Here is a 25,344-nt window from a genome sequence, read left to right as displayed (position 1 = left end):
AGAAATCAATATTTATTTTAAATGAGCTTATAATCGAAATTGTGGGTAGCAAATTATTACCTCTTGGATCACAATGTTCGTATAGCTGCAACCCTGAAGCTACTATCTCTCATCCACTGAAGGTATTGCACAGCGCTATCTACTTGATCGTCGTGGCGGATTTCTGGAAACATTAAAATCTCATACTCAAAATCGCTGAGCCATCTGCTTGGTGTGGCAGAAAAACCTTGCCAGATTCTATTATCGGAACAATCTGGTGGAATCGAGCAAGTTTGCCACCGTGTGGCACTGTCCCGATAATAGGTATTGCCTTGAGCTCTTGAATCAATTGCTGACCGCTTGTTTTTGCTTCGATTAAAATTGCGTGTGGCTTCCATCTTGCAGCTAGTGATAGAACTTGTTCTTTAAGTTTTGGATACTCAAGCTTTGCACGGTACACATCGAGTAAATAAAACTTATTATTCACCTTTGTCCAAGTGGTGCAGACACTAAAGCCGCTAGAATCGTTTGTTGAAACAGCAGTGTCCCAGCTCTGAGTTATATGTGAGAGATTGTCAGGAAAATTTCTATAGCGTTTCAACCATTCTTGCTTAATTATACCACTTGAAAGTGGCAGAGGATTTTGTTGATATTGAGCAGCAAAAGCGTAACTCCCAAGTTCAGCCTTTATCATTTCAATTTCTCCTACATCTAGGGGATATAGCAGCTGAACTTCCTTTTTTAAGTATAAAATCCTTGAAGATGTAGCGCCTGTTGAGCTTTTGCACTCATTTGTAGTTACTTGAATAATAGGAACAGGAGAAGGGAGAATTGATCTTTTGATTGAATAGATAATTTCCTTATTTTCAGAAATCATTGGCAAACAAACATGATGCCATATATTTTTCGGCTTGGAGAGAAGATGACCAGTTAAATCTTCCTGATGTAGTCTGTGCATTACAACAACGATAACTCCTTTTTTCCTGTCATTGAGCCTAGTTACTAAAGTCTGATCAAACCAATTTGTAGCACGTTTTCTAAACGTTTCACTCAAGGCTTGAGAGGAGCTCAGTGGATCATCTACGACGATAAAATCTCCACCTTCACCAGTCAGTGTTCCACCAACAGATGTTGCAATCCTACATCCTCTCTGCACTGTTTGAAATTTATATTTAGTGTTCTGGTCTTGACATAGTTCTATCTCTGGAAATAGCGCTCTATACCAACTAGACTGCATTACGCACCTGGTGTCAAGCGAATGCTTTTCGCTAAGCCGCTGAGAATAGCTTGCAACTATTATTCTTGCGGTTGGCTGATTTTCTAGTATCCATGCGGGCCACGCAACACTCACGCACATAGATTTCATTGAGCGCGGAGGCATATTGAATATTATTCGCTTCACTGTGCCAGTACCTGCTGCTTCAAGCCTATCTGCTATAACTTTTATATACTGATAATTGTTATACTCACACCCCGGCATTACCGTTTGAAAGCATAGTTCGATAAATTTTAAAAAATTCATGTTAGTCTCCTATAGTGTTAGTGGAATTTACTTTATGGTGGTGTCAGCCTCTTTGGTGTCATATCAGCGTCCTTTTTCTTGTCATCCAAGTAGCCCTTTCCTTGTCATTCCAGTGCTTGACACTGGAATCTAGTTTCACCTTATGATGGTTTTATTCAAGTAGCCTCTATCCAAGTGCCCCTTTGGTGTCATCCGAGTAGCTGACACTGGTTTCTTACCAACAAAAACCTAGCATAACTTTTGTGCTCAAAAGATTTCTGGATTCCAGCATCAAGTGCTGGCCTGAAGCTTTAGTTACAAGTATTAAGAAATTTACCAAATAAAAAAAAGGCAAAAGAATCCCCGTGTAACGAGTTTTAATAATGTAAATTGATAATGTGCTAACAAGCGTGTTTTGGCTGAAGTAGAAAAAATTTAAAAAACATGCAGCCGCTATAATTTTATGTAATTTGCCAATAAATATCTGAGTTTTTTACTGAATTTTGTCGTTGAGCCCAAAAACAAGGATGAATACTCTTGTTGTCATGATAAGGGAGTTGGGGAAATTTGTAAAGTAATCTTTTTCGTTTGTATTCCCTTATGCTTGAGATAACTCCATGTAGGTTCATGGATCTCCTGACTCTTTAATTTCCATGAATTCCCTTTGAAGTTGAATATTGAAAATTAACTGGAGAATTGTGAATTACTTTGTATATGTGATAACAAGCCATGGCGCTCTCAGCAAAGCCATTTAGTATCAATTTTAGTTTGCCTGGATAAGTAGCTATATCTCCGATTGCATATATTCTATCTCTACTGGTTCTAAGTGTAGCTGGGTCGACAGTTATGCGGCTATGTTCTAACTCTATACCCCAACTGTTTATTGGCCCAAGATTCATTGACAATCCAAAAAATGGCAGCAAAAAATCAGCGGATATTTCTTTTTCTTCCTTAGAGGCAATGTTTTTTACTATCACTGCGCTCAATTGCCCATTACCTCCTGCTAGTTCGTGTAATTGATATGGCACTACCAGTTCTATCTTTCCATTATTTTCAAGTGATTCTAATTTATTTCTAGTTTCAGGAGTGCAGCGAAATTCCTTTCTCCTATGTATCACATAAATTTTCTTTGCAACTTTAGAAAGTTCTACAGTCCAATCAGCCGCAGAATCCCCCCCCCCTGCAATGACTATAGTTTTGTCCTGAAAATCAGAAATTTTATTTACATTATAAAATACAGATTTATTTTCATATTCTAATATACCACTTAAGGGTGGACGGTTAGGTTCAAACATTCCGTTACCTGCAGCAATGATAACGGCTTTGCATTTTACCTCTGTACCTATGTTCGTTATGATAGTAAAGTTTTCACCTTCGTTATTTGAAATCTTTTCCACTTTTTGACTTAAATGGTAAACAGGCTCAAACGGTGAAGCTTGCTCCATTAGTCGCTCAATTAATTTTTGGGCAGTAATTACAGGATAACCAGGTATATCATATATTGGCTTTTCTGAGTAAAGAGCTATGCATTGTCCTCCTGCTTGATCCAAAACATCTATTACATGACATCTCATATCAAGCATTCCCGCTTGAAAAGCAGTGAATATTCCAACAGGCCCTGCACCTATTATTACGATATCGGTTTCCATATTCAGATGGTGATCTATTTATAGATATTAGCTTTCTTTGCTAACAAGGTCAATTTACAAAGGGATGTATTTTTAAAAGATGTGGCTAGATTAGATAAGATTTCCAGCGTTATGAACCACATAGTCCAAATAAGCTCTAAAAATCAGCTATCATAGCGAGATGGTGCAACCTGAAAGTCTTCGGTCATATTGTTTAAAAGGAGAGGAATTCATTCAGAAAGAAACTGAAAGGATTCTAAAACTTATTAAACCAGATGTTTTGCCATCTGAGTCTACGCATCAGTGCGAATCGGGCAACCGGTTGGTGCCAAGCGATGCGGACAATGAACCTCCTTCTTGAAAAAGAAGATGCTCAATCGTGAGAGGGGCATAAACTGCAAGCATCATGTGGTTGGAGGGCTAGGCTTAGTGGTATGGTGAACGTAAGTGAAGCTTTATAAGTACCGATACGATGAAAGAGCTAAAGATGCTGATAAGCTCTGACCAAAAGGTAATGTGGATAAGTTACATTTTTCATTTCTAGATGTACGCAAATAATAACTCCACCGGTATAGAGAAGCAACCTAACCCACTGTTGTATGATAGAAGGAACAGGGTAAGCCTGTATTTTCGCCTACATGGCAAGCAAACCGCAAGGAATGCTGATGGAAGTGCAGGTAAAGGAGAATGGAGAAAGCGAATGCCATTTTGTAACGAAATGGATAGAATTTGTAACATTAATTCGCGTGAAAACGAGAAGACTTCCATTTGGTCCCTCGTGACAAGAAACTTTGTTAACCACTTAAGGGAGGAAAGCAGATGATTACAGATAAAACTGTAAGTGCACCTACCGACAACTCCGAAGCATGGAAGCAATTGCCATGGAAGAAATGCCAGAAAGTTATTGTGAGGCTACAAAGACGTATTGTTAAGGCTGTCCAAGAAGGAAGATGGGGTAAGGTAAAAGCTTTACAACATCTTCTCACACGCTCTTTTAGCGGAAAAGCTTTGGCTGTTAAGAGAGTAACTGAAAACCAAGGAAAAAACACAGCGGGTGTAGATCGTCAACTATGGTCAACTTGCAATGCTAAATTTCAAGGAATAAAGCAGTTAAAGCAAAGAGGATATAAACCTTCTCCGCTAAAACGGATTTATATCAGTAAATCTAATGGCAAAAGAAGACCTCTTGGAATACCAACGATAAAAGATAGAGCCATGCAAGCATTATATCTGTTTGCCCTGGAGCCAGTATCTGAAACCATACGCGTCAAGTTAAGAGATTGTGAGCAAATTTAGAGAGGTTAAAGTGGATACTCTAGTCCTTCTACGTTTGTCTTTTAATGAAAATAGCGACCAAGTTATAGTGAGTTTTTTAAGAAATGCTTTTAAACTATTAATTTTGGTTAATACTAAAAATAACTCTCTAACCCGCCTTTTTAGCTCAATAAATGCCTTTGTTAAGCTAAGTTCTGTATTCTTTTTCACTTCTGTGCAACCAACTATGCCGTGAAATATAAGAATTGCGCACAATTTAGCATATAGTTCACATAATACTCTGCATGGCTTTCCTTTTAGCTTATCAAGCCTGATATGGCTTTTATACAATTTAAATAATAACTCAATTTGCCACCTTACTCTGTAAATCGTTAATACTTGCTCAGCACTAATTTTATTTTCTGGAACATTAGTTATAAATATTGACCAGTTCAACAATTTTTGATTTCTTTTAGAGGATGTATATCCCTGCGATCTTGCTAATCTATTAGCTTTCCTTCTTCTGGCCATAGACTGTTCTTCAGTTAGTTTCTGACATATAATTCTTACTCTAATTTTTGCTTCTTTTCCTAACAATACCTCGTTTTCTAAAAATAACTTATCCTCTAAACATTCTAATAACTCCATTTTTTGATTTGTTTCTACATCATATATGTTGGTATCAGATTTATAACGACTTATGAAATAAGCTCCTATTTCATTGATTTGTTTAAAAGAACTTGGCACAAAATAACCGAGATCAGATATTAGCAAATCATTGCTTAATATATTACTTAAATGTTTCCTATATCCCTGGTCTGATCTTACCCCCTCCGTTAAATTAAGTTGGTCTATTATCTGATTCATGTAGTCGAAAACTAATTGTAACTTTATTCCAGACTTAGTATTGCTTTCATAGCCACTGTAGCTAGTACCATAACCTTTATACATCTCTTCCATACTGTTAGGTAGAGTAATATAGCTACTGTCCAATAATTTAACACTATTAAATTGCTGTAAGATTTTGCAATCAACTTGCAAGATATTTTTAAAGAGAATCACAGATTCATTATACATCCTTTTCATAAATTCCACTGCTTCTTCAGTAAATCTAAAATCCAAACCTTGTTTTGTTATATCTATCGAGTCCTCGTTTAGTAATTGACACATTGTTTCTACGCTACAATTATCAACTCCTATATTACCCAAGACCATGGCTTTTACGAATGATGAACCTTTTAGCTTTCTCTTTCTTTTTATAAACCTTGTTGTAATTGAGATTTTCTCTGCTTTTTCATTAAAAAATTCTTTGAGCTTTTTTGATAAGCAAGTTATTTTATTCATTGGTTCTCTCACTAAAAGTATATCTGGGAGAACTTATACCTTATTATTCTATCTCTTTCATACCTTTATTTCCTTAACTTGACGCGTATGGTATCTGAAACGATCAGCGACCATCACTCCTATGGCTTTAGACCTAAAAGATCCTGCGCAGACGCTACTGTGGCTTGCCACTTATTACTGGCAAGTCGTAATCAACTACAATGGATACTCGAAGGTGATATCAAAGGTTGTTTTGATAACATTAACCATGAATGGCTCATGAAGCATATTCCTATGGAGAAGAAAATTCTTCATAGATGGTTAAAAGCTGGTTTCCTAGAATCGAAAACTCTGTATCCCACAACTGCTGGCACTCCGCAAGGAAGTATAATTTCTCCAATACTAGCTAACTTTACCTTAGATGGTCTTGAACAGTTATTAGAAAGTCGCTTTGGTAAATTAGGTAGCAAAAGAAGAGGAAAAATCAGAAGTGGAGTGAATGTAATCAGGTACGCAGACGACTTTATTATTTCAGGTTTCACACATGAAGTACTGGAAAATGAAGTTAAGCCTTTAGTATCATCTTTCCTTCATGAGAGAGGTTTAATTCTTTCAGAAGAGAAGACAAAGATTACATCTATCACAACAGGGTTTGACTTTCTTGGTTGTAATGTACGTAGATATAATAAGAAGTTAATTATTAAACCTTCGAAAGAAAGTATTAAAAAACTTCTTAATCAAGCACGTACATTGATAAAAGCAAATATAGCGAACACTCAGGCTATAGTAATTAAGTCACTCAACTCTCTACTGAGAGGATGGGGAAATTACTATCACCATGTGTGTGCTAAAAAAGCGTTTAGAAAGATCGACAATGAAATTTGGCATAGTTTATGGAAATGGGCAAAGAAAAGACATCCTCGTAAAGGATTACGTTGGATAAAGAATCGTTACTTCAAAGTAATGGGTCAACGCCAATGGGTTTTTGCTGCACCCATATGCAAGAACAAACCAAAAGAGATACGGTATTTAAGACTGCTTAAGCTGATTGATATACCTATCAGACGACATGTTACAATCAGAGCGGATGCAAATCCCCTTGACTTAAAATGGAAAAAGTATTTTGATGAGAGAGTAAAACGAACAAGAATGTTGGCAAGCTCCTTTTCAAGAGAAGGTTCTCTACTATTAGTGTCACCACTAAAGTTGATGTATTCTGAGGATTTATGAAAGACAAGCCGGTTCGACAAAAGAAGAACTTAGATAAGGGGCTCAAGCGTAGTGTGGGGAAACCTGCATGCTGCGTTTCTAAGGGAGGGAGTAGTAGTAATACTGCTTCCTTACCTGACCTGTGCGGACGGAATGGGATTCGAACCCATGGTACGCTCATCACGTACGTCAGTTTTCAAGACTGGTGCCTTAAACCGCTCGGCCATCCGTCCATTTCTTTTCTATCACAATATTTGATTTTAAGCAATCTATAAAAGCTTTACTTGCCCACGCAAAAGTTGCTAAATATACTGTCCAATATTTCCTCAACATTAATAATTCCAATCACTGCACCAAGTTCAAATGTAGCAAGCCTCAAGTCTTCAGATATCAACTCAATTGGATTATAGATATTAAAACGCTGTAAATGTTCCAGTGCTTTCTGCATGTGATTCCTATGTCTTTGCCGAGTAATCACAGGAGTGTCTCTATCATGCCCAAATTTTTCCTTTGCCTTCTCTTTTATGAGAGAGATCAATTTGTTTGTACCTATTCCCTTTAGAATAGAAATGGGTAAAAGATCTATGCCATTAATTTTTATATTGTAATTATTGATAACATCGTCAGCTTTGCTCAATACATAAATAGTATCGCTATTTACAACGTTGCAATTGATATTATGACGCTGTTCAAAAGGAAATAGTTCTATTCTTAAATCAGCTTCAAAAGACCTTTTTTTCGCTCGACTAATACCTTCTGATTCTATTGGATCTGAACTCTCACGAATTCCAGCAGTATCAGAGAGAATGATTGGGTATCCACCAATGTCAATATGAGCTTCAAGTATATCTCTTGTTGTGCCTGCATATTCAGAAACAATAGCAATATCACGCTTGGCTAAGAAATTAAACAGAGTTGATTTACCGACATTTGGTTCACCAGTTATTACAATATGTAAACCCTCACGCAACCTTTCGCCCCGTCTATTATCATTTAAATGCTCTTGTATCAACTGCACGAGAGATTGCACTTCATTATTAATTTTTTCCAATTCACTTTTTTCTGCCCAAATATCCTCTGGAAAGTCTATATATGCTTCGATTTTGGATTGTATCGTTATTAATCTTTGCCTCCAATTGCTGTATAGTCTCTCCAATTCTCCTGATATCTGCTTAATCGCTTGTTTAGCTTGCATTTTCGTCTCAGCATCAATTAAGTCTGCAATCCCTTCTATTTGCGTTAAGTCAAATTTACCATTTAGAAAAGCCCTAAGTGAGAATTCTCCAGGCCTGGACATAACGAAAATTTTTGATAATTCCTCCAAGATGATTTTTATGACGGCCTTGCTTCCATGCACTTGTAACTCTATAACATCCTCGCCAGTGAAACTGTTTGGAGCAGGGAAATAGATGATTATTCCATTATCTATCAATTGACTGGAATCATCATATAGATCAACTAAAGTAGCAAATCTTGGTTTAATTTCTTTCTTAATATGAAAATGATTTAAAGCTTTAAGCGCGTAGTTGCCTGAAATTCTGATTACTGCAACTCCTGACTTACCAAATACGGTCGATAAAGCGAAAATAGTTTCATTTGTGTTTGTCATTATTGATATGAACTACTTAGCAATATTATACTTAAGAAACCAAAATACCTAAAAAGTCACCCAGGTGAAAATATTTATTTTGAAAACTGATAATATGATTTATAATGACTGACACAAGTTTTAAATATTTTATGCTCAAGAAATTAGCTTGGTACTGGTCTTTTGTAGAGTTAATTAAAGGGTTTGTTATTACATTAAAATATATGTTTAAACCAAAGGTTACTTTGAGGTATCCTATAGAGAAGGGCCCTTTAAGTCCAAGGTTTCGTGGTGAGCATGCGTTGCGTAGGTATCCAAATGGTGAAGAACGATGCATAGCTTGTAAGTTATGCGAAGTTATCTGCCCTGCTCAAGCAATAGTTATTGAAGCAGAGGAAAGAGAAGACGGTAGTCGCCGCACCACACGCTATGATATTGACATGACAAAATGCATATATTGCGGACTTTGCCAAGAAGCATGTCCAGTTGATGCAATTGTGGAGGGTCCTAACTTTGAATTTGCTACTGAAACAAGAGAGGAGCTAATGTACAATAAAGAAAAGCTATTGCGTAATGGTGAAGTTTGGGAAGAAGCAATTGCACTCAGGTTAGAAAAGAACAGGCCGTATTATTAACTAGGTATGTCAACAATTAAAATTTCTTACAGCAAGTATGTAATAGATCTCTTGTACAACTGTTATTTAACTGAAAGATCAGTAGCTCACCTTTTGGTGTCATTCCAGCGCGTGACGCTGGAATCTAGAAAAGAAAGAAACATGGATCCCAGTGTCAAGCACTGGGATGACAAAAGGTCTAATGAATGATAAAAGTTACCTTTTTAGCCGAACAAAAAGTAAAAGAATACAGTGGTAGAGTCACTGGCTTTGATATATTACAACCGGATGCTTTGAGAGAAGCAATTGCCTTTAAGGTAAATGGTGAGTTGTATGATCTCTCACGTGAAATTGAATCTGATACAGAGATAGAGGTAATACAACTGAGTGACGAAGCGGGTTTAGATATAGTAAGGCATGATGCTGCTCATATAATGGCACAGGCAGTAAAAGAGCTCTTTCCTAATACTCAGATTACTATCGGGCCAACAATTCAAGATGGTTTCTACTATGATTTTGCTACAGATCGTGCCTTTACCACGGACGATCTTACTGCAATAGAAAAAAAAATGAAGGAAATTATAAAAAGTAACCACAGATTCGTCCGAGAAGTTTGGACTCGTAAGCAGGCAATTGATTTCTTTAGTGATATAGGTGAAAGATACAAGGTTGATATTGTCTCATCAATACCAGAAAACGAAAACCTAACTGTTTATAAACAAGGCAACTTTGTAGACCTATGTCGTGGTCCGCACTCACCATCAACTGGCAGAGTTAAAGCGTTTAAACTTATGAAAGTAGCAGGTGCATACTGGCGTGGCGATTCTAAGGGCCCAATGTTGCAAAGAATATATGGCACCGCGTGGAGAAATAAGGATGAATTAAATACTTATCTTAAACGTTTGGAGGAAGCAGAAAAACGCGACCACCGCAAAATTGCTAAGGATATGGACTTATTTCACATTCAAGAGGAAGCTGTTGGGCAGATTTTTTGGCATGAACAGGGATATACTTTATATAATGTTCTTGAGTCTTACATCAGAAAAAAGTTAATGAACAATGGCTACTTTGAGGTAAAAACCCCTATTTTAGTAAGCAAAGAGCTGTGGGAAAAATCGGGACATTGGGATAAGTTTCGTGAAAATATGTTCATTATTGATGAATCTGAAAGTAAAAAACTAGCAATAAAACCCATGAATTGCCCTTGTCATGTGCAGATTTTTAATTCTCACACCAGAAGCTATCGTGATTTACCGATACGTATGGCAGAGTTTGGCACATGCCATAGAAATGAAAGCTCAGGCTCATTGCATGGACTGATGCGAGTGCGTGGTTTTACGCAAGACGATGCACATATTTTTTGTATGGAAAAACAAGTGAATTCTGAAACTGTAAAGTTTTGTGACCTTTTAAAAGAAGTATATTCAGAACTTGGGTTCAATGAAATTTCTGTGAAATTTTCAGACCGTCCAGATACTAGATCAGGTAATGATGAAGTGTGGGATAGAGCTGAAAGAGCACTGCTTGAAGCAGTTAAAGAAGCAGGGCTTAGTTATGAACTTAATCCTGGTGAAGGTGCATTTTATGGTCCAAAGTTAGAGTTTGTTTTGAAAGATGCAATAGGTAGAAATTGGCAATGTGGAACGTTGCAAGTTGATTTTATTTTACCGGAGCGGCTTGGAGCTTTTTATATAGGAGCAGACGGGCACAAGCATCACCCTGTCATGTTACATAGGGCAATTCTTGGAACTTTTGAGCGTTTTATTGGAATTTTAATAGAAAATTATGCAGGAAAATTTCCAGTTTGGCTTGCTCCAACACAGCTTGCTATTCTGACCATTACAAATGAGGCTGACGGTTATGCTACAGAAATCAGCAACGTTTTAAAAGAACAAGGTGTGAGAATCAAAACTGATTTGACCAATGAAAAAATTAGCTATAAGATACGTTTGCATAGTTCAAGTAAGGTACCTATATTATGGATCATGGGCAAAAATGAAGTTACAAATAAAACTGTGTCAGTGAGAAATTTAGGATCGGAAAAACAGGAGTCTTTTTCTTTGGAGAATGCTACTGAATTGCTGTTAAAAATTATTAATTTGAATTAATGGAGCTAAAATTTGCAAGTCAAAAAGAACAATAAAAACAGAATTAATGAACTCATCACAGCTAAGGAGGTACGCTTAGTTGATCATAGTGGTGAAATGGTCGGAATTGTTCCAATAGAACAAGCTTTGGAAGTTGCACAAAGTGTTAATTTAGACTTGGTAGAAATCGCACCTGATTCAACTCCTCCAGTATGTAAGATTCTGGACTATAGCAAACAAAAGTATGATATAAAAAAGAAGGCAAGTGAAGCAAAAAAGAAACAAAAAACATTAACTATAAAAGAAATTAAACTGGGTCCTAATATTGGTGATCACGACTACGAAACAAAATTGCGTCAAGCAAGGGATTTTCTTGTGCATGGACATAGAATTAAAGTCACAATGAGATTTAGAGGGAGAGAGCTTATAAACACTGAAGTTGGGCTGGAAAAATTAGAACGGCTAATTAGAGACGCTGAAGATATTGCAAAAGTAGAATTAGCACCTAAAAGGGAAGGAAATCAATATTCTTTAACTTTAGCTGCTAAGTAGTAAAATCATTTAAAAGTATAAGTTAAGTTACTATCCTCTCTTCAATTATATGACGAAAATGTCTGATTAATCCTTGAACTGGCCAAGCTGCAGCATCGCCAAGTGCACAAATTGTATGCCCTTCTATTTGAGTTGTAAGGTCAAGTAGCTTATCTACTTCACCAGGTTTAATATTTCCTGCTACCATTCTTCTCATAATTCTCCACATCCATCCAGTGCCTTCACGGCATGGTGTACATTGTCCGCAGGACTCATGCATATAGAAATGTGATAATCTTTCTATTGCAGCTATTATGTCAGTTGATTTATCCATCACTATTACAGCAGCAGTACCAAGCCCTGATTGTGCAGCCCTTAATGAATCAAAATCCATTTCAATAGTATCACATATAGATTTTGGAATTAATGGGACTGAAGACCCACCAGGTATTACAGCAAGTAAATTATCCCAACCTCCTCTCACTCCACCTGCGTATTTTTCAATTAATTCACGCAGTGAAATTCCGAGCTCTTCTTCAACATTACATGGATTATTTACATGCCCTGAAATGCAAAAGACCTTAGTGCCAGTATTATTTGGTTTACCCAGAGATGCAAACCACTCTCCTCCGCGATTTAGAATATCTGGAACCATGGCTATAGTTTCAACGTTGTTTATTGTGGTTGGGTAGCCAAAAAGTCCAACACCCGCAGGGAATGGAGGTTTCATGCGAGGAAAGCCTTTTTTTCCTTCAATTGATTCAAGTTGACCTGTTTCTTCTCCACATATATAAGCTCCTGCACCTCTGTGAATGAATACATCAAGATCATAACCTGATTTGCAGGCATTTTTTCCAATTAAATTTTCTTTATAGGCTTCCTCAAGTGCCTTTTTTAGAACTAAATATTCATTATAAAATTCACCCCTGATATAAATATATGCAACTGATGCGCTGATCGCTCTGCCAGCTAGAAGAATTCCCTCAAGTAACTTATGTGGCTCATATCGTAATATATCTCTATCTTTACACGTACCAGGTTCTGACTCATCTGCATTGACTACTAAATACGCTTTTGAAGTATTTTTAGGCATAAAGCTCCACTTAAGGCCAGTAGAAAATCCTGCACCCCCTCGACCTCTCAAGCCAGATTTCTTTACTTCCTCAATGATTTTTTCTGATCCTAAATCCAGTAATTCCTTTGTTTTTTGCCAACTACCACGTTTTTTTGCACCCTCAAGTAGTGGTGTTTCTTTACCATTTAAGTTTGTGAATATTTTGTCCTGTTCTTTTAGCATGCTTTTAAGATTCTAAGTGATCCCGACGCGATTCGAACGCGTGACCCACTGATTAAAAGTCAGTTGCTCTACCGGCTGAGCTACGGGATCATTTTATTTTTCAGATATACTAAACAGTAATATAGTTTTTATCTGTTTTAATCAAACTAAAATTTTCATGCGTGGTTAAATAAATTATATAATATACTGCGTTAGTGATAATTTAATTGAAAATTTTTGAAGGAAAATTTCTTGTTAATTAACAGATTTATTTGGCAAAGCTGAGATACAACTCTAAAAAGATGGAGAATTTTACATAACTGCAGAGTTTGCGCACTATTGAGTAATAGCATAACAGATAAATATTTCTTGCATTTCAGCGTGAGTGATTTATGCTTTAAGCAAGAATTGGGGGCATAGCTCAGCTGGTAGAGCATCTGTTTTGCACGCAGAAGGTCAGCGGTTCGATCCCGCTTGCCTCCACCAATCTATATTATCCCTAGGATACTATAAATCCTATCAAAACAGCTTATTTTAATCTATTTTCCCAAAAATCCCTACTTCTTCTTATAACTTTTCCTAACACAAGTGATGTTTGTTATTATAATTCTAATGCATGCCAACTTAGTAATAAATTAATCAATAAATGTTAGAATAGCTATAATTAAATTGGTTTGGTAATACCTATGAGTGGAAAAAACATGTTTTTAAAATGGTGCCTGGGAGTGAATTTGACAAGATTGAAACTTATAGTATAGAGTTAAAAAATATTACTAGAAGGACTGAAAAGATTTCTAGAGTTGAACTTCAACCATTAGATAGTGAAGATACTATAAAACCAATATTGAAGGTAACAACGTGTACAATATCGCATACAATGTCACTTATATGCCTGATTGATAACGGAAAAGATCTTGTTCAAATAAGTGATAATTCATTGGACAATTGCTACTCTTTTGTATATTATGATGGTAAATTAATGCAAGCAAACTTCGTTCTTCATAATGATCCTGAATACTCAGTCCCGATCCTTTTTTTGAGACCAGTAGAATATCAATATCTAACATGGGAAGAGTTGGATGATCACAGCCACAAATGTTATTTTCAGATGAGCAGGGAAATGCTATTGATTCACAGCATTCTGAAACACTAGAACGGGCAATATTATCTCAGAAACAAATGGAAATAAATTATATTATATCATCTCACAAGGAGATAATACTATCAGATGAGTTTGCTAGAACTTTCATCAAAGATCTTACAGAAAATCAATTAAAGACTTTTGCCAATTCTCTTAGTAACAAGCAACTGCAGGTTCTTGCACAGAATTTAACAGATGGGCAACTACAAAAAATCGTTCCTAAGTTGAGCTCAAACCAGTTGCAGGCTTTAGCAGAGAACTTAACAGACAACCAATTCCTAGCTTTAGTGGATCATCTAACCAATCATCAATTACAAGCCCTTACTCACACATTGGATTCAAAAAAGTTAGGAATAATAGTCCCCTTATTAAATAAGGATCAGGTTGCAAACTTAGTAAAAGACTTTAACCTAGATCAAGTAAAAGAAATTTTCCCTCACTTGAAAATGGATCAGTTTCAGGAAGTTATTAATACAATGAGCAATGATCAGTTTGTAGAATTAATAAAAGATGCAGATGAGAAAGCTTTCAACACTCTTCTACATGAAGCATTAAAAGATCGACTTTCAACTCTAGTAAAAATGTTAGAAGGAGATAAATTACATAATTTAATTAATAAGCTAGACCATGAGAAACTTGCAATAGTAGCTCGAGAGTTAACTGATGATTCTGATAAGATTCAGATGGTTGTTAAGTCTTTAGCTAACAACCCAGAAAAAAACTTAAAGCTTTTGCTCATAGTATGTCTCATGAGCAGTTTAAAGAACTTTTGGATAACGTAGATGTAAAAGATCTTAAAGATATTATTCACAAACTGCCTCATGAGAAAGTCATATCTGTGATTGGTGATCTTGGCAGTAAAGATCAGTCTAGTGCTATTATTGATGCATTGAAGGAGAAATTTAATGAGCAAAATGAAAAAATGAAAGACCTTATGAGTAAGGTTGAACGAATGCTTCCTGAGGAGAGTGAAGCAAATTGGAATGATGCACATCCATCAACTTACGTTCTTCAAGATGTTAATGCTGAGTTTGCAGTAACAGATCATTTATTGTGAACTTGGATATTGATAAATCAACAGTGTGCATGTGAAACTAAAAAATAATTTAAACTTTAATAATTTATGGAGGTAATTTATATGAGTGAGAACTCGCAAAACCTTTTACAAAGTGCTAATAATGAAGAACAACTTATAAGCGCTCTTGGTCTTATTAAACTTAAGACAGGTAGTGGTAAGGATATACAGGACTTTAAGAAAGCGGTTAGTGGTGATACTGTTAAAAAAGTATTTGATGAATTAGCTAATAATATTAATGAACAACTTATTAATAGGTTGAATAGTATGTTAAAAGAAGAGCAAGATAAAGTTGCAAGTTTGCAAGATATTATAGGCAACAAAAGTAAAGGATTACAAAAAGATCTAGCAGATTTAACAGCTCAAGTAAATAATATGTTACCTGAGGAGGCACCACCCTATCATGACATGTTGTAAGGTGTAAAAAAGTAACAGCTTGCTAGCAGGCTGTACATACCATTTCAATATAACTGGGTTGATTTTAAAATTTTATGGAGCTAATATGAGTAACAACAGTAAACAAGAAAGCGAAAATAACTTTGAAGCAATAAACCAAATGAGCGATTTCAACTTTGAAGAAATAGACAATATAGAAGTTAAAGTTAAGCCCACAAACTTTGAGGACATTGAAGATAAAATTGCAACAATTCATTACGTCTATCAAGTTATGGATAAGTTAATCTACGATTTAAATGAGAAGTTTGTTTCTAATTTGAATGTCTCACTTATGAAAAACATAGTACAACTTCGAAAAGAGTCTCTTGATACAAACCAACGCTTGGCCAAAGGTTTATCTCATTTGAATGAGTTAATTCAACAGGATGGATTTATTGATAATAATAAAAACTATAGAACATGGGCAGAAGAACTTGATCACCTAGGGGAGAAGTTGAAGGATTAAAAGCAGCAATAATTGACCATAATAACGTAGAATGGGAAGCACCAACTCACTCTGATATATTATAGTAGGGGGGGGTGTGTGATTCATAGAGGTTATTGCAACTAATTTGTCAGATCAAGTCTGAACTTGAAATACCTGTTAAGAGGTTTTGTATTTTTGAAGTGACTTTAACTCTTGGTCATGTTTGTAATTTTGCATGACAAACGTTTCTTTTGATGAAATATAATTTTTTTGTATTTCACTTAGACAAGGAATTGTTTTTTCCAGTTCTTTATATTTTTCCCAAGGAGTCTTTCCCTGAAGAGAGCTATGAGGACGTTGTTTATTATAATATTCTTCCCAATCCCTAAGCTTGACTTGCAGTTCATGATCCTTAATGTTAACGCTACTATAAAATTCATCTAAATCTGTACGCTGCGCTCTTTCTACTTTACCATTTAAATGTGGTGAAAACGGCTTAATTGGACGGAATTTTATTTTCCATTCTTTTAGACACTCTTGCACTTCGTAAGCAAAAAATTCTTGTCCTCTATCGGTTTGAATCCTTTGACAATGAAATGGAGCCCTTTCCCTTAATTGTTTTAAGAAATCCAGAGTATTTTTTGAAGTACGCCTTGAGTATAATGCGATAACTTTATAACGCGTACAATCATCTATAGCAGTATATTGATAAAGCCCCGAGGATATTTTGCAAACATCCATTTGTACACGCTCTCCTGGCACTTTGCAGTTATAACGCTTAATCTGCTTGCGATAGTGGCGTTTAATACGTAAAAGACTTACATCGTGTTTCTTCAAAACTTTGTGTATAGTAGCCAATGCAAAAGAGATATCATGTAAACGCTTCAATTGTTATCTAAGTGAGGAAAGTCACCTCTCCCCACTCGACTTCAAAACCGGACTTGATAGTTTCCCATCATCCGGCTTCTCTCTAATTTGGCGCTTTTCATGCATACTCCCATGTAATTCGTCGTGACAATGCCCATGCAACAAGGATAAATTTTTGCTCATATTATTACGTCTATTCCGGTCTTTATGGTGTATCTCTAGGATATCATCATTTTTGAACCAAAGTTGACATTGATCACATTTACCTTGTTGCAACTTCATTAATTTTATTACTCGTGGTGATTTTCCTGGAACTTTACTTAAGCGATTTGCCCAATATAACCAATCTCCGTCATATAAAGATCTAGATCCTTTCACTTTGATATGCCTTCTTATGGCATGATCTACGTGCCTAACAAGCAGTAAATTGTTATTCGTCATAAATCTCCAATTATCGTTATCTTTCTTTCGAAAGTATTTTCTCTTAATCCAATGCTTCCCTTTGTTACAGTGTCTAAAGACTGCCCATTTCCAAAGCTTTCCATGCATATCATGATCTAAAGAACTAAATACTTTATGTGACACTACCGAAGAGTAATACTGACTCCATCCTCTAATAACTGGATTAAGGTTTTTAATTACTGCTTCTTGAGGTGCTGCACGCATTTCTTTAAGTTTTTGCTTAATGATTTTAGCATGTTGTTTTATAGAGAGGCGACTTGGTTTAATTAATAATTTATAACCTTTCTTACTTTGTTTTGTTAAGTATTGTCGTATTGTGAACCCAAGAAAATCAAAACCTGGTATTTGTCCTCCATAAGTTTTTAACGTATGAGATATTTTTGTCTTTGATGGCTTTAACTCTAATCCAATGGTATTTAACCATCTTTCCGTTAGATTTTTTGCCTTAAAAACAATTTCCTCATTTTCATGGAGAATCACACAATCATCTGCATAAGTAATCACACTTAGTGATTGACCAGCATGTTTATGTGAAGCTTTACCATATTTTTTCTTTTGATAATCAAATAGTTCCTTTCTCAATGCCATTTTTAGGTAATATTCTAACCCATGTAGAGCTATACTTGCTAACAAAGGTGAAATAGTTCCGCCTTGTACTGTACCACTCTTTGTGGGTCTAAACGCTTTACCTTCCATAACTCCTGCTTTTAGCCACCTTTTTATAACTTTAGTTAATGTTGGTGTGGTGTTAAGCTTTTTTTGTAATGCATTATGGTTGATGTTATCAAAGCACCCTGAAATATCTGCATCCAGTAAAAATGCTGTTTTCTGTTTTAGTGCTATGAATATAGCTTCAATGGCATCATGACACGACCTACCAGACCTAAAACCATATGTGTTTGGCTCAAATTTTGCTTCCCACTCCGGTTCTATCACCATTTTTACAAGTGTTTGTTTTGCTCGATCTGATATTGTAGGAATACCAAGCGGGCGATACTCCGATGGCTTACCAGGTTTTGGAATCCAAACTCGTCTCGATGGTTTTGCTTTTTCTCTTATATCCAAAGAATATACTAATTGTAACCTTTCTTTTTGATTAAGATTCGCTTTTCCATCTATACCTGCAGTCTTTTTTCCTCTGTTATCCTGAGTTACCTTTCTAACAGCGAGCGTTCTTGCACTTGTTGATCTGAGTAACAATCTCTGAAGATTATGCATCTTTTTGATATCATTACATTGTGAAGCTCGGTAAATTCGTTTTTGTAGCTTAAATGAAGATTTCTCCAGCTTGCGCCAAGGAATTTCATTCCATTCATACCTAACATTTTGTTGGCTCATAACATATTCACTACTATTCACAACTTTACCTTCCAAACTACAGTGTCTACGTTTGCATATCCTAAACATTACCTTAGGCATTAGCTTCTTAGACAATCCCTCTACATAGGAGCATTCGGCTGGCTACCTTCTTAGTTATCCTTTTGAAAATAAAGAATAATAAGAGCTTCTATGTAGTTACTCCGTTCCATAAAATCGTTTCTCGTTAAACTTAGGCTCTTACTATCTGCCGGAAGATTGGAAGCATCTTAATCAGGAAAAGCCGATCCTAATTACCCGTTTCTTCATACCTTTTGGTATATGCGTATTCAACCTTATTTCGCATATTCGAATTAACGACAGTTCAAACATAAGTTTCTTTTCGTAGCCATATCTAACTCTTCTCGAGAGGATTTATCATAAGGTTTGATATTACTCCCTTTTGATCCATGCTTACACCATGAGAATTTGCCACTTTCTTAAGGTGTGGATCATGATTTTACCCAGATGCTATGGGAGATGGAATTTAACCATCACGACATTTATGACCTTCGGGCCGCACCAGCTTGAATACGTCTTGCTCCTAATTTTCTAGCTTTTCTCAGATGAAGAATGAGCTGCTCATTTGACTCGTTGATTTTTTGTAAGGGTAAAGTTTTAGGCCTGCTACTAAGGTTTGACAATCCCTGTGCACCTAGCTTTTCATAACGTTTGTACCATTTTCGTAAGGTAAAGCGTGAAATGTTATAGTGTTGACACACTTTGCCTGCATGACCTAATTTTTTGTATAATTCTATCCAATTCAAACGCAACTTAACTTTGGTATCCATTTACTGATTGCCTCTTGTTGATGAATTTATTCATATTATTGTAATAAGGTATTTAAACTATCACAAGTCAAAGTTTTTATTTTATCTTACATTTTTGCTGTAATAACCTCTATGAATCACACAACTTATATCACTTGGATAACTTTTTTGCATAGATATATACCTCTTTCTTAAATCTATGCCTATTTTAACTCATATTTCCAAGATTCTTAACAGGTTCTAAGGAAAGTTAACGCAGCCAAAACAAGTGTAACAGATATTTCCAAGTAAGACATTTTTAAACAACTTATATTGGTTGCAAATTTTACTTTAAGTGTTATAGTAAGGTATTTAACGAGGCAAAATGGAAGATAGACACATTCCTTTTCTTTCATCCTTAGCTATTTTGCTATGGTATGGTATTAATAAAGCAGATAGATATGGATATACTCCTTTACACTTAGCTGTTCAATCAGGTAATCTTGAGATAGTAAATGCTTTAGTAGGAAGAGGTGCTGATGTTGATAAAGCAGATAGATATGAACGTACTCCTTTACACTTAGCTGTTCAATCAGGTAATCTTGAGATAATAAATGCTTTAGTAGGAAGAGGTGCTGATGTTAATAAAGCAGATAAGTATGGATCTACTCCTTTAAATTTTGCTGCTCAAATAGGTAATGCTGAGATAATAAATGCTCTAGTAGCACATGAAGTGGGTGATGATATATGTACACCTTTACATTTAGCTGTTCTAAGGAACGATATGGAGTTAGTAAATAGTCTAATAAAACAAGGGGCTAATGTTTGTCAAGAGAGTAGGGGCAGATATATACCTTTACATTTAGCTGCTCGAGCAGGTAATGTTGAGATGATAAATGCTCTAATAGAACAAGGTGCCAAGATTAATCAAATGAATAATGATAGATTTACTCCTTTACATTTTGCTGTACAAGTAGGTGATGTTGATGTAGTAAATGCTTTATTAGCAAGAAGTGCTAATGTTAATGAAGTAGGTAAGTATGGATTTACTCCTTTGCATCTTGCTACTCAAGTAAGCAATGCAGAGGTGATAAGAGCTCTGATAGAAAGAGGGGCTGATGTTAATAAAGCAGATAAATATGGATATACTCCTTTACACTTAGCTGTTCAATCAGGTAATCTTGAGATAATAAATGCTTTAGTAGGAAGAGGTGCTGATATTAATAAAGCAGATAAATATGAACGTGCTCCTTTACACTTAGCTGTACAAGTAGGTGATGTTAATGTAGTAAATGCTTTATTAGCAAGAAGTGCTAATGTTAATAAAGTAGATAGATATGGACATACTCCTTTACACTTAGCTGTTCAATCAGGTAATCTTGAGATAATAAATGCTTTAGTAGGAAGAGGTGCTGATATTAATAAAGCAGATAAATATGAACGTGCTCCTTTACACTTAGCTGTACAAGTAGGTGATGTTAATGTAGTAAATGCTTTATTAGCAAGAAGTGCTAATGTTAATAAAGTAGATAGATATGGACATACTCCTTTACACTTAGCTGTTCAATCAGGTAATCTTGAGATAATAAATGCTTTAGTAGGAAGAGGTGCTGATATTAATAAAGCAGATAAATATGAACGTGCTCCTTTACACTTAGCTGTACAAGTAGGTGATGTTAATGTAGTAAATGCTTTATTAGCAAGAAGTGCTAATGTTAATAAAGTAGATAGATATGGACATACTCCTTTACACTTAGCTGTTCAATCAGGTAATCTTGAGATAATAAATGCTTTAGTAGGAAGAGGTGCTGATATTAATAAAGCAGATAAATATGAACGTGCTCCTTTACACTTAGCTGTACAAGTAGGTGATGTTAATGTAGTAAATGCTTTAGTAGGAAGAGGTGCTGATATTAATAAAGCAGATAAATATGAACGTGCTCCTTTACACTTAGCTGTACAAGTAGGTGATGTTAATGTAGTAAATGCTTTATTAGCAAGAAGTGCTAATGTTAATAAAGTAGATAGATATGGACATACTCCTTTACACTTAGCTGTTCAATCAGGTAATCTTGAGATAATAAATGCTTTAGTAGGAAGAGGTGCTGATGTTAATAAAGCAGATAAGTATGGATCTACTCCTTTAAATTTTGCTGCTCAAATAGGTAATGCTGAGATAATAAATGCTCTAGTAGCACATGAAGTGGGTGATGATATATGTACACCTTTACATTTAGCTGTTCTAAGGAACGATATGGAGTTAGTAAATAGTCTAATAAAACAAGGGGCTAATGTTTGTCAAGAGAGTAGGGGCAGATATATACCTTTACATTTAGCTGCTCGAGCAGGTAATGTTGAGATGATAAATGCTCTAATAGAACAAGGTGCCAAGATTAATCAAATGAATAATGATGGATTTACTCCTTTACATTTTGCTGTACAAGTAGGTGATGTTGATGTAGTAAATGCTTTATTAGCAAGAAGTGCTAATGTTAATGAAGTAGGTAAGTATGGATTTACTCCTTTGCATTTTGCTGCTCAAGTAAGCAATGCAGAGGTGATAAGAGCTCTGATAGAAAGAGGGGCTGGCGTTAATCAAATGAATAGTGACGAATCTGTTTTCGGAAGTAGTGACAGATATGCTTACGGAAGCACTCCTTTACATTTAGCTATTGAGAAAGGCAATTTCGAGGCAGTGAATTGTTTATTAGAAGAAGGTGCTGATATTAATCAAACGGATGGATATGGACGTACTCCTTTACATTTAGCTATTGAGGAAGGCAATTTCGAGGCAGTGAATGCTTTAGTAGGAAGAGGTGCTGATGTTAATAAAGCAGATAGATATGAACGTACTCCTTTATACTTAGCTGTTCAACTAGGTAATCTTGAGATGGTAAATGCTTTAGTAGGAAGAGGTGCTGATATTAATAAAGCAGATAAATATGAACGTACTCCTTTAAACTTAGCTGTTCAATTAGGTAATGCTGAGATAATAAATGCTCTAATAGCACATGAAGTGGGTGATGATATATGTACACCTTTACATTTAGCTGTTCTAAGAAACGATATGGAGTTAGTAAATAGTCTAATAGAACGAGGGGTTGATGTTAATAAAGCAAATGAGTATGGATTTACTCCTTTACATTTTGCTATTGAGAGAGGCAATTTCGATGCAGTGAATGCTCTAATATCACATCAAGTGGGTGATGATGATAGATACACACCTTTACATTTAGCTGTTCTAAGGAAGAACGATATAGGGTTAGTAAATAGTCTAATAGAACAAGGGGCTGATGTTGATGAAGTAAGCAGAGATAGATACACTCCTTTACATTTAGCTGTTAGAAGCAACAATATACAGATGGTAGATACTCTAATAAAACGAGGTGCTAATGTTAATCGGATAAATAGGGATGGGTATACTCCTTTGCACTTAGCTGTTCAAGTAGGTAATGTTGAGCTGATCAATGCTCTAATAAAAGGAAGTGCCAATATTAATAAGGTGGATAGACATGGGCATACTGTTTTGCATTTGGCTATTAAAAGCAACAATATACAGGTAGTAAATGCCCTAATAGAACGGGGGGTTGATGTTAATAAAGCAAATAGGTATGGATTTACTCCTTTACATTTTGCTGTTAGAAGCAACAATATACAGATGGTAGATACTCTAATAAAACGAGGTGCTAATGTTAATCGGATAAATAGGGATGGGTATACTCCTTTGCACTTAGCTGTTCAAGTAGGTAATGTTGAGCTGATCAATGCTCTAATAAAAGGAAGTGCCAATATTAATAAGGTGGATAGACATGGGCATACTGTTTTGCATTTGGCTATTAAAAGCAACAATATACAGGTAGTAAATGCCCTAACAGAACGGGGGGCTGATGTTAATAAAGCAGATAGGTATGGATTTACTCCTTTACATTTTGCTGTTGAAAGAGGCAATTTTGAGGTAGTAGATACTCTAATAAAACGAGGGGCTGATGTTAATAGGGTGGGTAGACGTGGACATACTGCTTTACATTGGGCTATCAGGGAGAACAATATACAGGTAGTAAATGCTCTAATAGAACGAGGGGCTGATGTTAATAGGGTGGGTAGACGTGGACATACTGCTTTACATTGGGCTATCAGGGAGAACAATATACAGGTAGTAAATGCTCTAATAGAACGAGGGGCTGATGTTAATAGGGTGAGTAGAAGTGGACATACTGTCTTACATTGGGCTGTTAAAAGTAATAATATACAGGCAGTAAATACCCTAATAGAACAAGGAGCTGAAATTAAGGATGTTGACTATCCTTTAGATTGGGCTGTAGGTTATGAGTTTCAAGATATAGCAAAGCTTTTAATGGAACATGAAGTTAAGTTAAAGGGTTGCAATGTAAGAAAGCCACGAGATATCGTGCAACATAATCCCGATCTTGAAATAGAAGCGTCAGAATATATTGATAGATGTGTGAATGAAATAGAAGGGATAAAAAAAGAAATAATTAATGGTAATGTTACATTTTACGATCTTTTGACAAGCAAAGGTGATAAATTAGCATCTTTGATGCTTAATAAAGATATAGTAACAGTATTGGAGAAAGGTGAATATAAAAGTAAATTTCCTACGTATTCCAAGATAATGGAAAGTCAATATGAAATAGGAAAGGAGAATTTACACCTATTCAATCGAGCTTTGGAAGCAATCTTCAATCTTTTTGTAGTGAAAAATTTACCTCTAGAAATAGGTGAAATGATAGTAAAATATCTACCAAGTAGTTTCGATAGAAAATCCTTAATTAAGTTGGTAGAGGTGAAAGGGCTACCTAATGAGAAAGTGATAGAGAGAAGGTCTTCATTAGAGCATAAAACTATACCTACTACTCAAACTGTGCAAGACATATTAACACAAATAAGAGGGATTCTTGATAACCAACAGATAGAAGTAAATGATCTGCTTACACTGGAATTTGCAACAAGTGCTGGCTATTATGATTACTGGCTTCAACAAATTGATATAGCCCGTGCTGCAAGATTGCTATATCAGTTTTGTACTAAAGGTAATCACACTTTTGAAGTAGCTAATTTGGAGGGGAATGACGGTAACGAGCCCATTGTTGGAGTATTAAATCAATTTAGGGAAAATGAAGAACAACAGCGTTTAACCTTAATCATTACTTTAAATAATGCTCATTGGGTTACACTAGTGATTGAACGTCAAAATGGGAACTATGTTGGATACTATGCTGATTCAACTGCTACTGCTGTTCCAGGTGATATTACTGATATCATTCAAAATAACTTAGGAAATAATATCAGGATTAATAATGTTTCTGTTAGTCAGCAAACAGATGGCTGGAATTGTGGTTTATGGGCATTAGAAAATGCTAATAGTATTAATCGAGTTCTAAACGAAAATCCTGTTGGGAAAGTGCAGAATATCATAAATATAATACGCGATTTTCTTGAAAGAGGTCACCCAAAAAGAGATAGAAATTACTTTCAGAACATAAGAGTGGGCATTTCACAATTATTCAGGAATGATCCGGGATTTCAAGATGTGCAATTGCAAGCATACATTCAAAATAGAGAACAAATTGATCCATTACTACGTACTTATCTAGAATTAGGATATCACAGAGTAGGAGGAGGGTATGGATTAGTAGAAGCACCTATATCGCTTGGTGTTAGTGATCCCAGTAATTTTGGTGACCTGCTACAGTCTAGTTTAGAAGGTCCTGAAGCTAGTCGTGTTTCTGACCTTAGCAAAGGTAAAGGCGGTAGGTAGAGCTAATCGGTAGATGAAAGGAGTGTAATAAAAACCTTATGCATCAAGTAGAGATGTGAGCAA

At 35.7% G+C, this 25,344-nt stretch carries 18 protein-coding genes, 3 tRNA genes and 1 pseudogene; 12 read left to right on the top strand and 10 right to left on the bottom strand.

The window, feature by feature from the left end; translation table 11 throughout:
* Window positions 1–68: 68 nt before the first annotated feature.
* Window positions 69–1,501, bottom strand: a pseudogene (gene terL / locus M1L26_RS06350) (phage terminase large subunit).
* A 623-nt stretch (window positions 1,502–2,124) separates the two neighbouring features.
* Window positions 2,125–3,129: an NAD(P)/FAD-dependent oxidoreductase gene (locus M1L26_RS06345; RefSeq protein ID WP_211907583.1), complete on the bottom strand. Its 1,005-nt coding sequence runs from the start codon at window positions 3,127–3,129 to the stop codon at window positions 2,125–2,127.
* A 798-nt stretch (window positions 3,130–3,927) separates the two neighbouring features.
* On the opposite strand from M1L26_RS06345, the gene M1L26_RS06340 reads away from it, so the two are divergent.
* On the top strand, window positions 3,928–4,404 hold the full coding sequence (locus tag M1L26_RS06340; protein ID WP_250120172.1) for a reverse transcriptase N-terminal domain-containing protein: 477 nt from the start codon (window positions 3,928–3,930) through the stop codon (window positions 4,402–4,404).
* Here M1L26_RS06340 and M1L26_RS06335 read toward each other — a convergent pair.
* Window positions 4,381–5,706 carry an IS4 family transposase gene (locus M1L26_RS06335; protein WP_250120059.1) on the bottom strand — a complete coding sequence of 442 codons (1,326 nt, stop codon included), beginning with the start codon at window positions 5,704–5,706 and terminating at the stop codon, window positions 4,381–4,383. The two genes, M1L26_RS06340 and M1L26_RS06335, sit on opposite strands and share 24 nt — an antisense overlap.
* 87 nt (window positions 5,707–5,793) lie before the next feature.
* Here M1L26_RS06335 and M1L26_RS06330 point away from each other — a divergent pair, with 87 nt between their 5' ends.
* Window positions 5,794–6,915 (top strand): reverse transcriptase domain-containing protein, encoded by a 1,122-nt coding sequence (locus tag M1L26_RS06330; RefSeq protein ID WP_250120171.1) that lies wholly within the window; start codon window positions 5,794–5,796, stop codon window positions 6,913–6,915.
* Between the two features lie 124 nt (window positions 6,916–7,039).
* On the opposite strand, the gene M1L26_RS06325 is transcribed toward M1L26_RS06330, so the two are convergent.
* Window positions 7,040–7,127: transfer RNA gene (locus M1L26_RS06325), tRNA-Ser, on the bottom strand.
* 47 nt (window positions 7,128–7,174) lie between these two features.
* Window positions 7,175–8,503 carry a tRNA uridine-5-carboxymethylaminomethyl(34) synthesis GTPase MnmE gene (gene mnmE, locus M1L26_RS06320; RefSeq protein WP_250120170.1) on the bottom strand — a complete coding sequence of 443 codons (1,329 nt, stop codon included), beginning with the start codon at window positions 8,501–8,503 and terminating at the stop codon, window positions 7,175–7,177.
* Window positions 8,504–8,634: 131 nt separating this feature from the next.
* Here mnmE and nuoI point away from each other — a divergent pair, with 131 nt between their 5' ends.
* The 3 genes from nuoI (at window position 8,635) to infC (ending at window position 11,735) form a co-directional block, all read left to right on the top strand.
* Complete coding sequence (gene nuoI, locus M1L26_RS06315) at window positions 8,635–9,117, top strand: NADH-quinone oxidoreductase subunit NuoI (RefSeq protein WP_250120441.1); 483 nt, start codon at window positions 8,635–8,637, stop codon at window positions 9,115–9,117.
* A 185-nt stretch (window positions 9,118–9,302) separates the two neighbouring features.
* Complete coding sequence (gene thrS, locus M1L26_RS06310; RefSeq protein WP_211907606.1) at window positions 9,303–11,204, top strand: threonine--tRNA ligase; 1,902 nt, start codon at window positions 9,303–9,305, stop codon at window positions 11,202–11,204.
* 12 nt (window positions 11,205–11,216) lie between these two features.
* Window positions 11,217–11,735, top strand: coding sequence for a translation initiation factor IF-3 (infC, locus tag M1L26_RS06305; protein ID WP_108784434.1), 519 nt, complete (start codon window positions 11,217–11,219; stop codon window positions 11,733–11,735).
* Window positions 11,736–11,757: 22 nt separating this feature from the next.
* Here infC and nuoF read toward each other — a convergent pair whose 3' ends face one another.
* Together nuoF and M1L26_RS06295 are read right to left on the bottom strand one after the other, a co-directional pair.
* Entirely contained in the window at window positions 11,758–13,011 is a 1,254-nt protein-coding gene (gene nuoF / locus M1L26_RS06300; RefSeq protein ID WP_211907605.1) for an NADH-quinone oxidoreductase subunit NuoF, read from the bottom strand.
* A 17-nt stretch (window positions 13,012–13,028) separates the two neighbouring features.
* Window positions 13,029–13,101 (bottom strand) — tRNA-Lys (locus tag M1L26_RS06295).
* Between the two features lie 299 nt (window positions 13,102–13,400).
* On the opposite strand from M1L26_RS06295, the gene M1L26_RS06290 reads away from it, so the two are divergent.
* From M1L26_RS06290 to M1L26_RS06265, 6 genes are all read left to right on the top strand, one after another.
* A tRNA-Ala gene (locus M1L26_RS06290) sits at window positions 13,401–13,476 on the top strand.
* Window positions 13,477–13,702: 226 nt separating this feature from the next.
* Complete coding sequence (locus tag M1L26_RS06285; RefSeq protein ID WP_250120169.1) at window positions 13,703–14,143, top strand: hypothetical protein; 441 nt, start codon at window positions 13,703–13,705, stop codon at window positions 14,141–14,143.
* A complete protein-coding gene (locus tag M1L26_RS06280; protein ID WP_246433114.1) occupies window positions 14,086–14,913 on the top strand; it encodes a magnesium transporter MgtE N-terminal domain-containing protein in 828 nt (275 codons plus the stop codon). The genes M1L26_RS06285 and M1L26_RS06280 overlap by 58 nt, the downstream gene beginning before the upstream one ends.
* Entirely contained in the window at window positions 14,901–15,188 is a 288-nt protein-coding gene (locus M1L26_RS06275) for a hypothetical protein (protein ID WP_250120168.1), read from the top strand. The genes M1L26_RS06280 and M1L26_RS06275 overlap by 13 nt, the downstream gene beginning before the upstream one ends.
* An 81-nt stretch (window positions 15,189–15,269) precedes the next feature.
* Window positions 15,270–15,623 (top strand): hypothetical protein, encoded by a 354-nt coding sequence (locus M1L26_RS06270; RefSeq protein WP_250120167.1) that lies wholly within the window; start codon window positions 15,270–15,272, stop codon window positions 15,621–15,623.
* An 85-nt stretch (window positions 15,624–15,708) separates the two neighbouring features.
* Window positions 15,709–16,107 (top strand): hypothetical protein, encoded by a 399-nt coding sequence (locus M1L26_RS06265; RefSeq protein ID WP_250120166.1) that lies wholly within the window; start codon window positions 15,709–15,711, stop codon window positions 16,105–16,107.
* Window positions 16,108–16,245: 138 nt separating this feature from the next.
* Here M1L26_RS06265 and M1L26_RS06260 read toward each other — a convergent pair whose 3' ends face one another.
* From M1L26_RS06260 to M1L26_RS06250, 3 genes are all read right to left on the bottom strand, one after another.
* Window positions 16,246–16,905 (bottom strand): integrase core domain-containing protein, encoded by a 660-nt coding sequence (locus M1L26_RS06260; protein ID WP_250120165.1) that lies wholly within the window; start codon window positions 16,903–16,905, stop codon window positions 16,246–16,248.
* A gap of 72 nt (window positions 16,906–16,977) precedes the next feature.
* Window positions 16,978–18,816 (bottom strand): group II intron reverse transcriptase/maturase, encoded by a 1,839-nt coding sequence (ltrA, locus tag M1L26_RS06255; protein ID WP_250120129.1) that lies wholly within the window; start codon window positions 18,814–18,816, stop codon window positions 16,978–16,980.
* Window positions 18,817–19,256: 440 nt separating this feature from the next.
* Entirely contained in the window at window positions 19,257–19,544 is a 288-nt protein-coding gene (locus M1L26_RS06250) for a helix-turn-helix domain-containing protein (protein ID WP_250120164.1), read from the bottom strand.
* A 343-nt stretch (window positions 19,545–19,887) separates the two neighbouring features.
* Between M1L26_RS06250 and M1L26_RS06245 the strand changes: the two genes are divergently transcribed.
* Window positions 19,888–25,281, top strand: coding sequence for an ankyrin repeat domain-containing protein (locus M1L26_RS06245; RefSeq protein WP_250120163.1), 5,394 nt, complete (start codon window positions 19,888–19,890; stop codon window positions 25,279–25,281).
* Window positions 25,282–25,344 lie beyond the last annotated feature (63 nt).

The organism is Wolbachia endosymbiont of Ostrinia scapulalis, assembly GCF_023559145.1.
In the GTDB taxonomy this organism is placed as follows: domain Bacteria; phylum Pseudomonadota; class Alphaproteobacteria; order Rickettsiales; family Anaplasmataceae; genus Wolbachia.
The sequence above is the reverse complement of the archived record's forward strand: the minus strand, read 5'-3'. Positions and strand labels throughout refer to the sequence as shown.

Excerpts from the sequence above, each read along its gene's own strand:
- M1L26_RS06265 (WP_250120166.1), top strand. The coding sequence starts at position 15,709 with ATGAGTAACAACAGTAAACAAGAAAGCGAAAATAACTTTGAAGCAATA.
- M1L26_RS06280 (WP_246433114.1), top strand. The coding sequence starts at position 14,086 with ATGTTATTTTCAGATGAGCAGGGAAATGCTATTGATTCACAGCATTCT.
- M1L26_RS06335 (WP_250120059.1), bottom strand. The coding sequence starts at position 5,706 with ATGAATAAAATAACTTGCTTATCAAAAAAGCTCAAAGAATTTTTTAAT.
- ltrA (WP_250120129.1), bottom strand. The coding sequence starts at position 18,816 with ATGCCTAAGGTAATGTTTAGGATATGCAAACGTAGACACTGTAGTTTG.
- nuoF (WP_211907605.1), bottom strand. The coding sequence starts at position 13,011 with ATGCTAAAAGAACAGGACAAAATATTCACAAACTTAAATGGTAAAGAA.
- mnmE (WP_250120170.1), bottom strand. The coding sequence starts at position 8,503 with ATGACAAACACAAATGAAACTATTTTCGCTTTATCGACCGTATTTGGT.
- M1L26_RS06270 (WP_250120167.1), top strand. The coding sequence starts at position 15,270 with ATGAGTGAGAACTCGCAAAACCTTTTACAAAGTGCTAATAATGAAGAA.
- M1L26_RS06330 (WP_250120171.1), top strand. The coding sequence starts at position 5,794 with ATGGTATCTGAAACGATCAGCGACCATCACTCCTATGGCTTTAGACCT.
- nuoI (WP_250120441.1), top strand. The coding sequence starts at position 8,635 with ATGCTCAAGAAATTAGCTTGGTACTGGTCTTTTGTAGAGTTAATTAAA.
- thrS (WP_211907606.1), top strand. The coding sequence starts at position 9,303 with ATGATAAAAGTTACCTTTTTAGCCGAACAAAAAGTAAAAGAATACAGT.
- M1L26_RS06245 (WP_250120163.1), top strand. The coding sequence starts at position 19,888 with ATGGAAGATAGACACATTCCTTTTCTTTCATCCTTAGCTATTTTGCTA.
- M1L26_RS06285 (WP_250120169.1), top strand. The coding sequence starts at position 13,703 with ATGGTGCCTGGGAGTGAATTTGACAAGATTGAAACTTATAGTATAGAG.
- M1L26_RS06250 (WP_250120164.1), bottom strand. The coding sequence starts at position 19,544 with ATGGATACCAAAGTTAAGTTGCGTTTGAATTGGATAGAATTATACAAA.
- M1L26_RS06345 (WP_211907583.1), bottom strand. The coding sequence starts at position 3,129 with ATGGAAACCGATATCGTAATAATAGGTGCAGGGCCTGTTGGAATATTC.
- M1L26_RS06340 (WP_250120172.1), top strand. The coding sequence starts at position 3,928 with ATGATTACAGATAAAACTGTAAGTGCACCTACCGACAACTCCGAAGCA.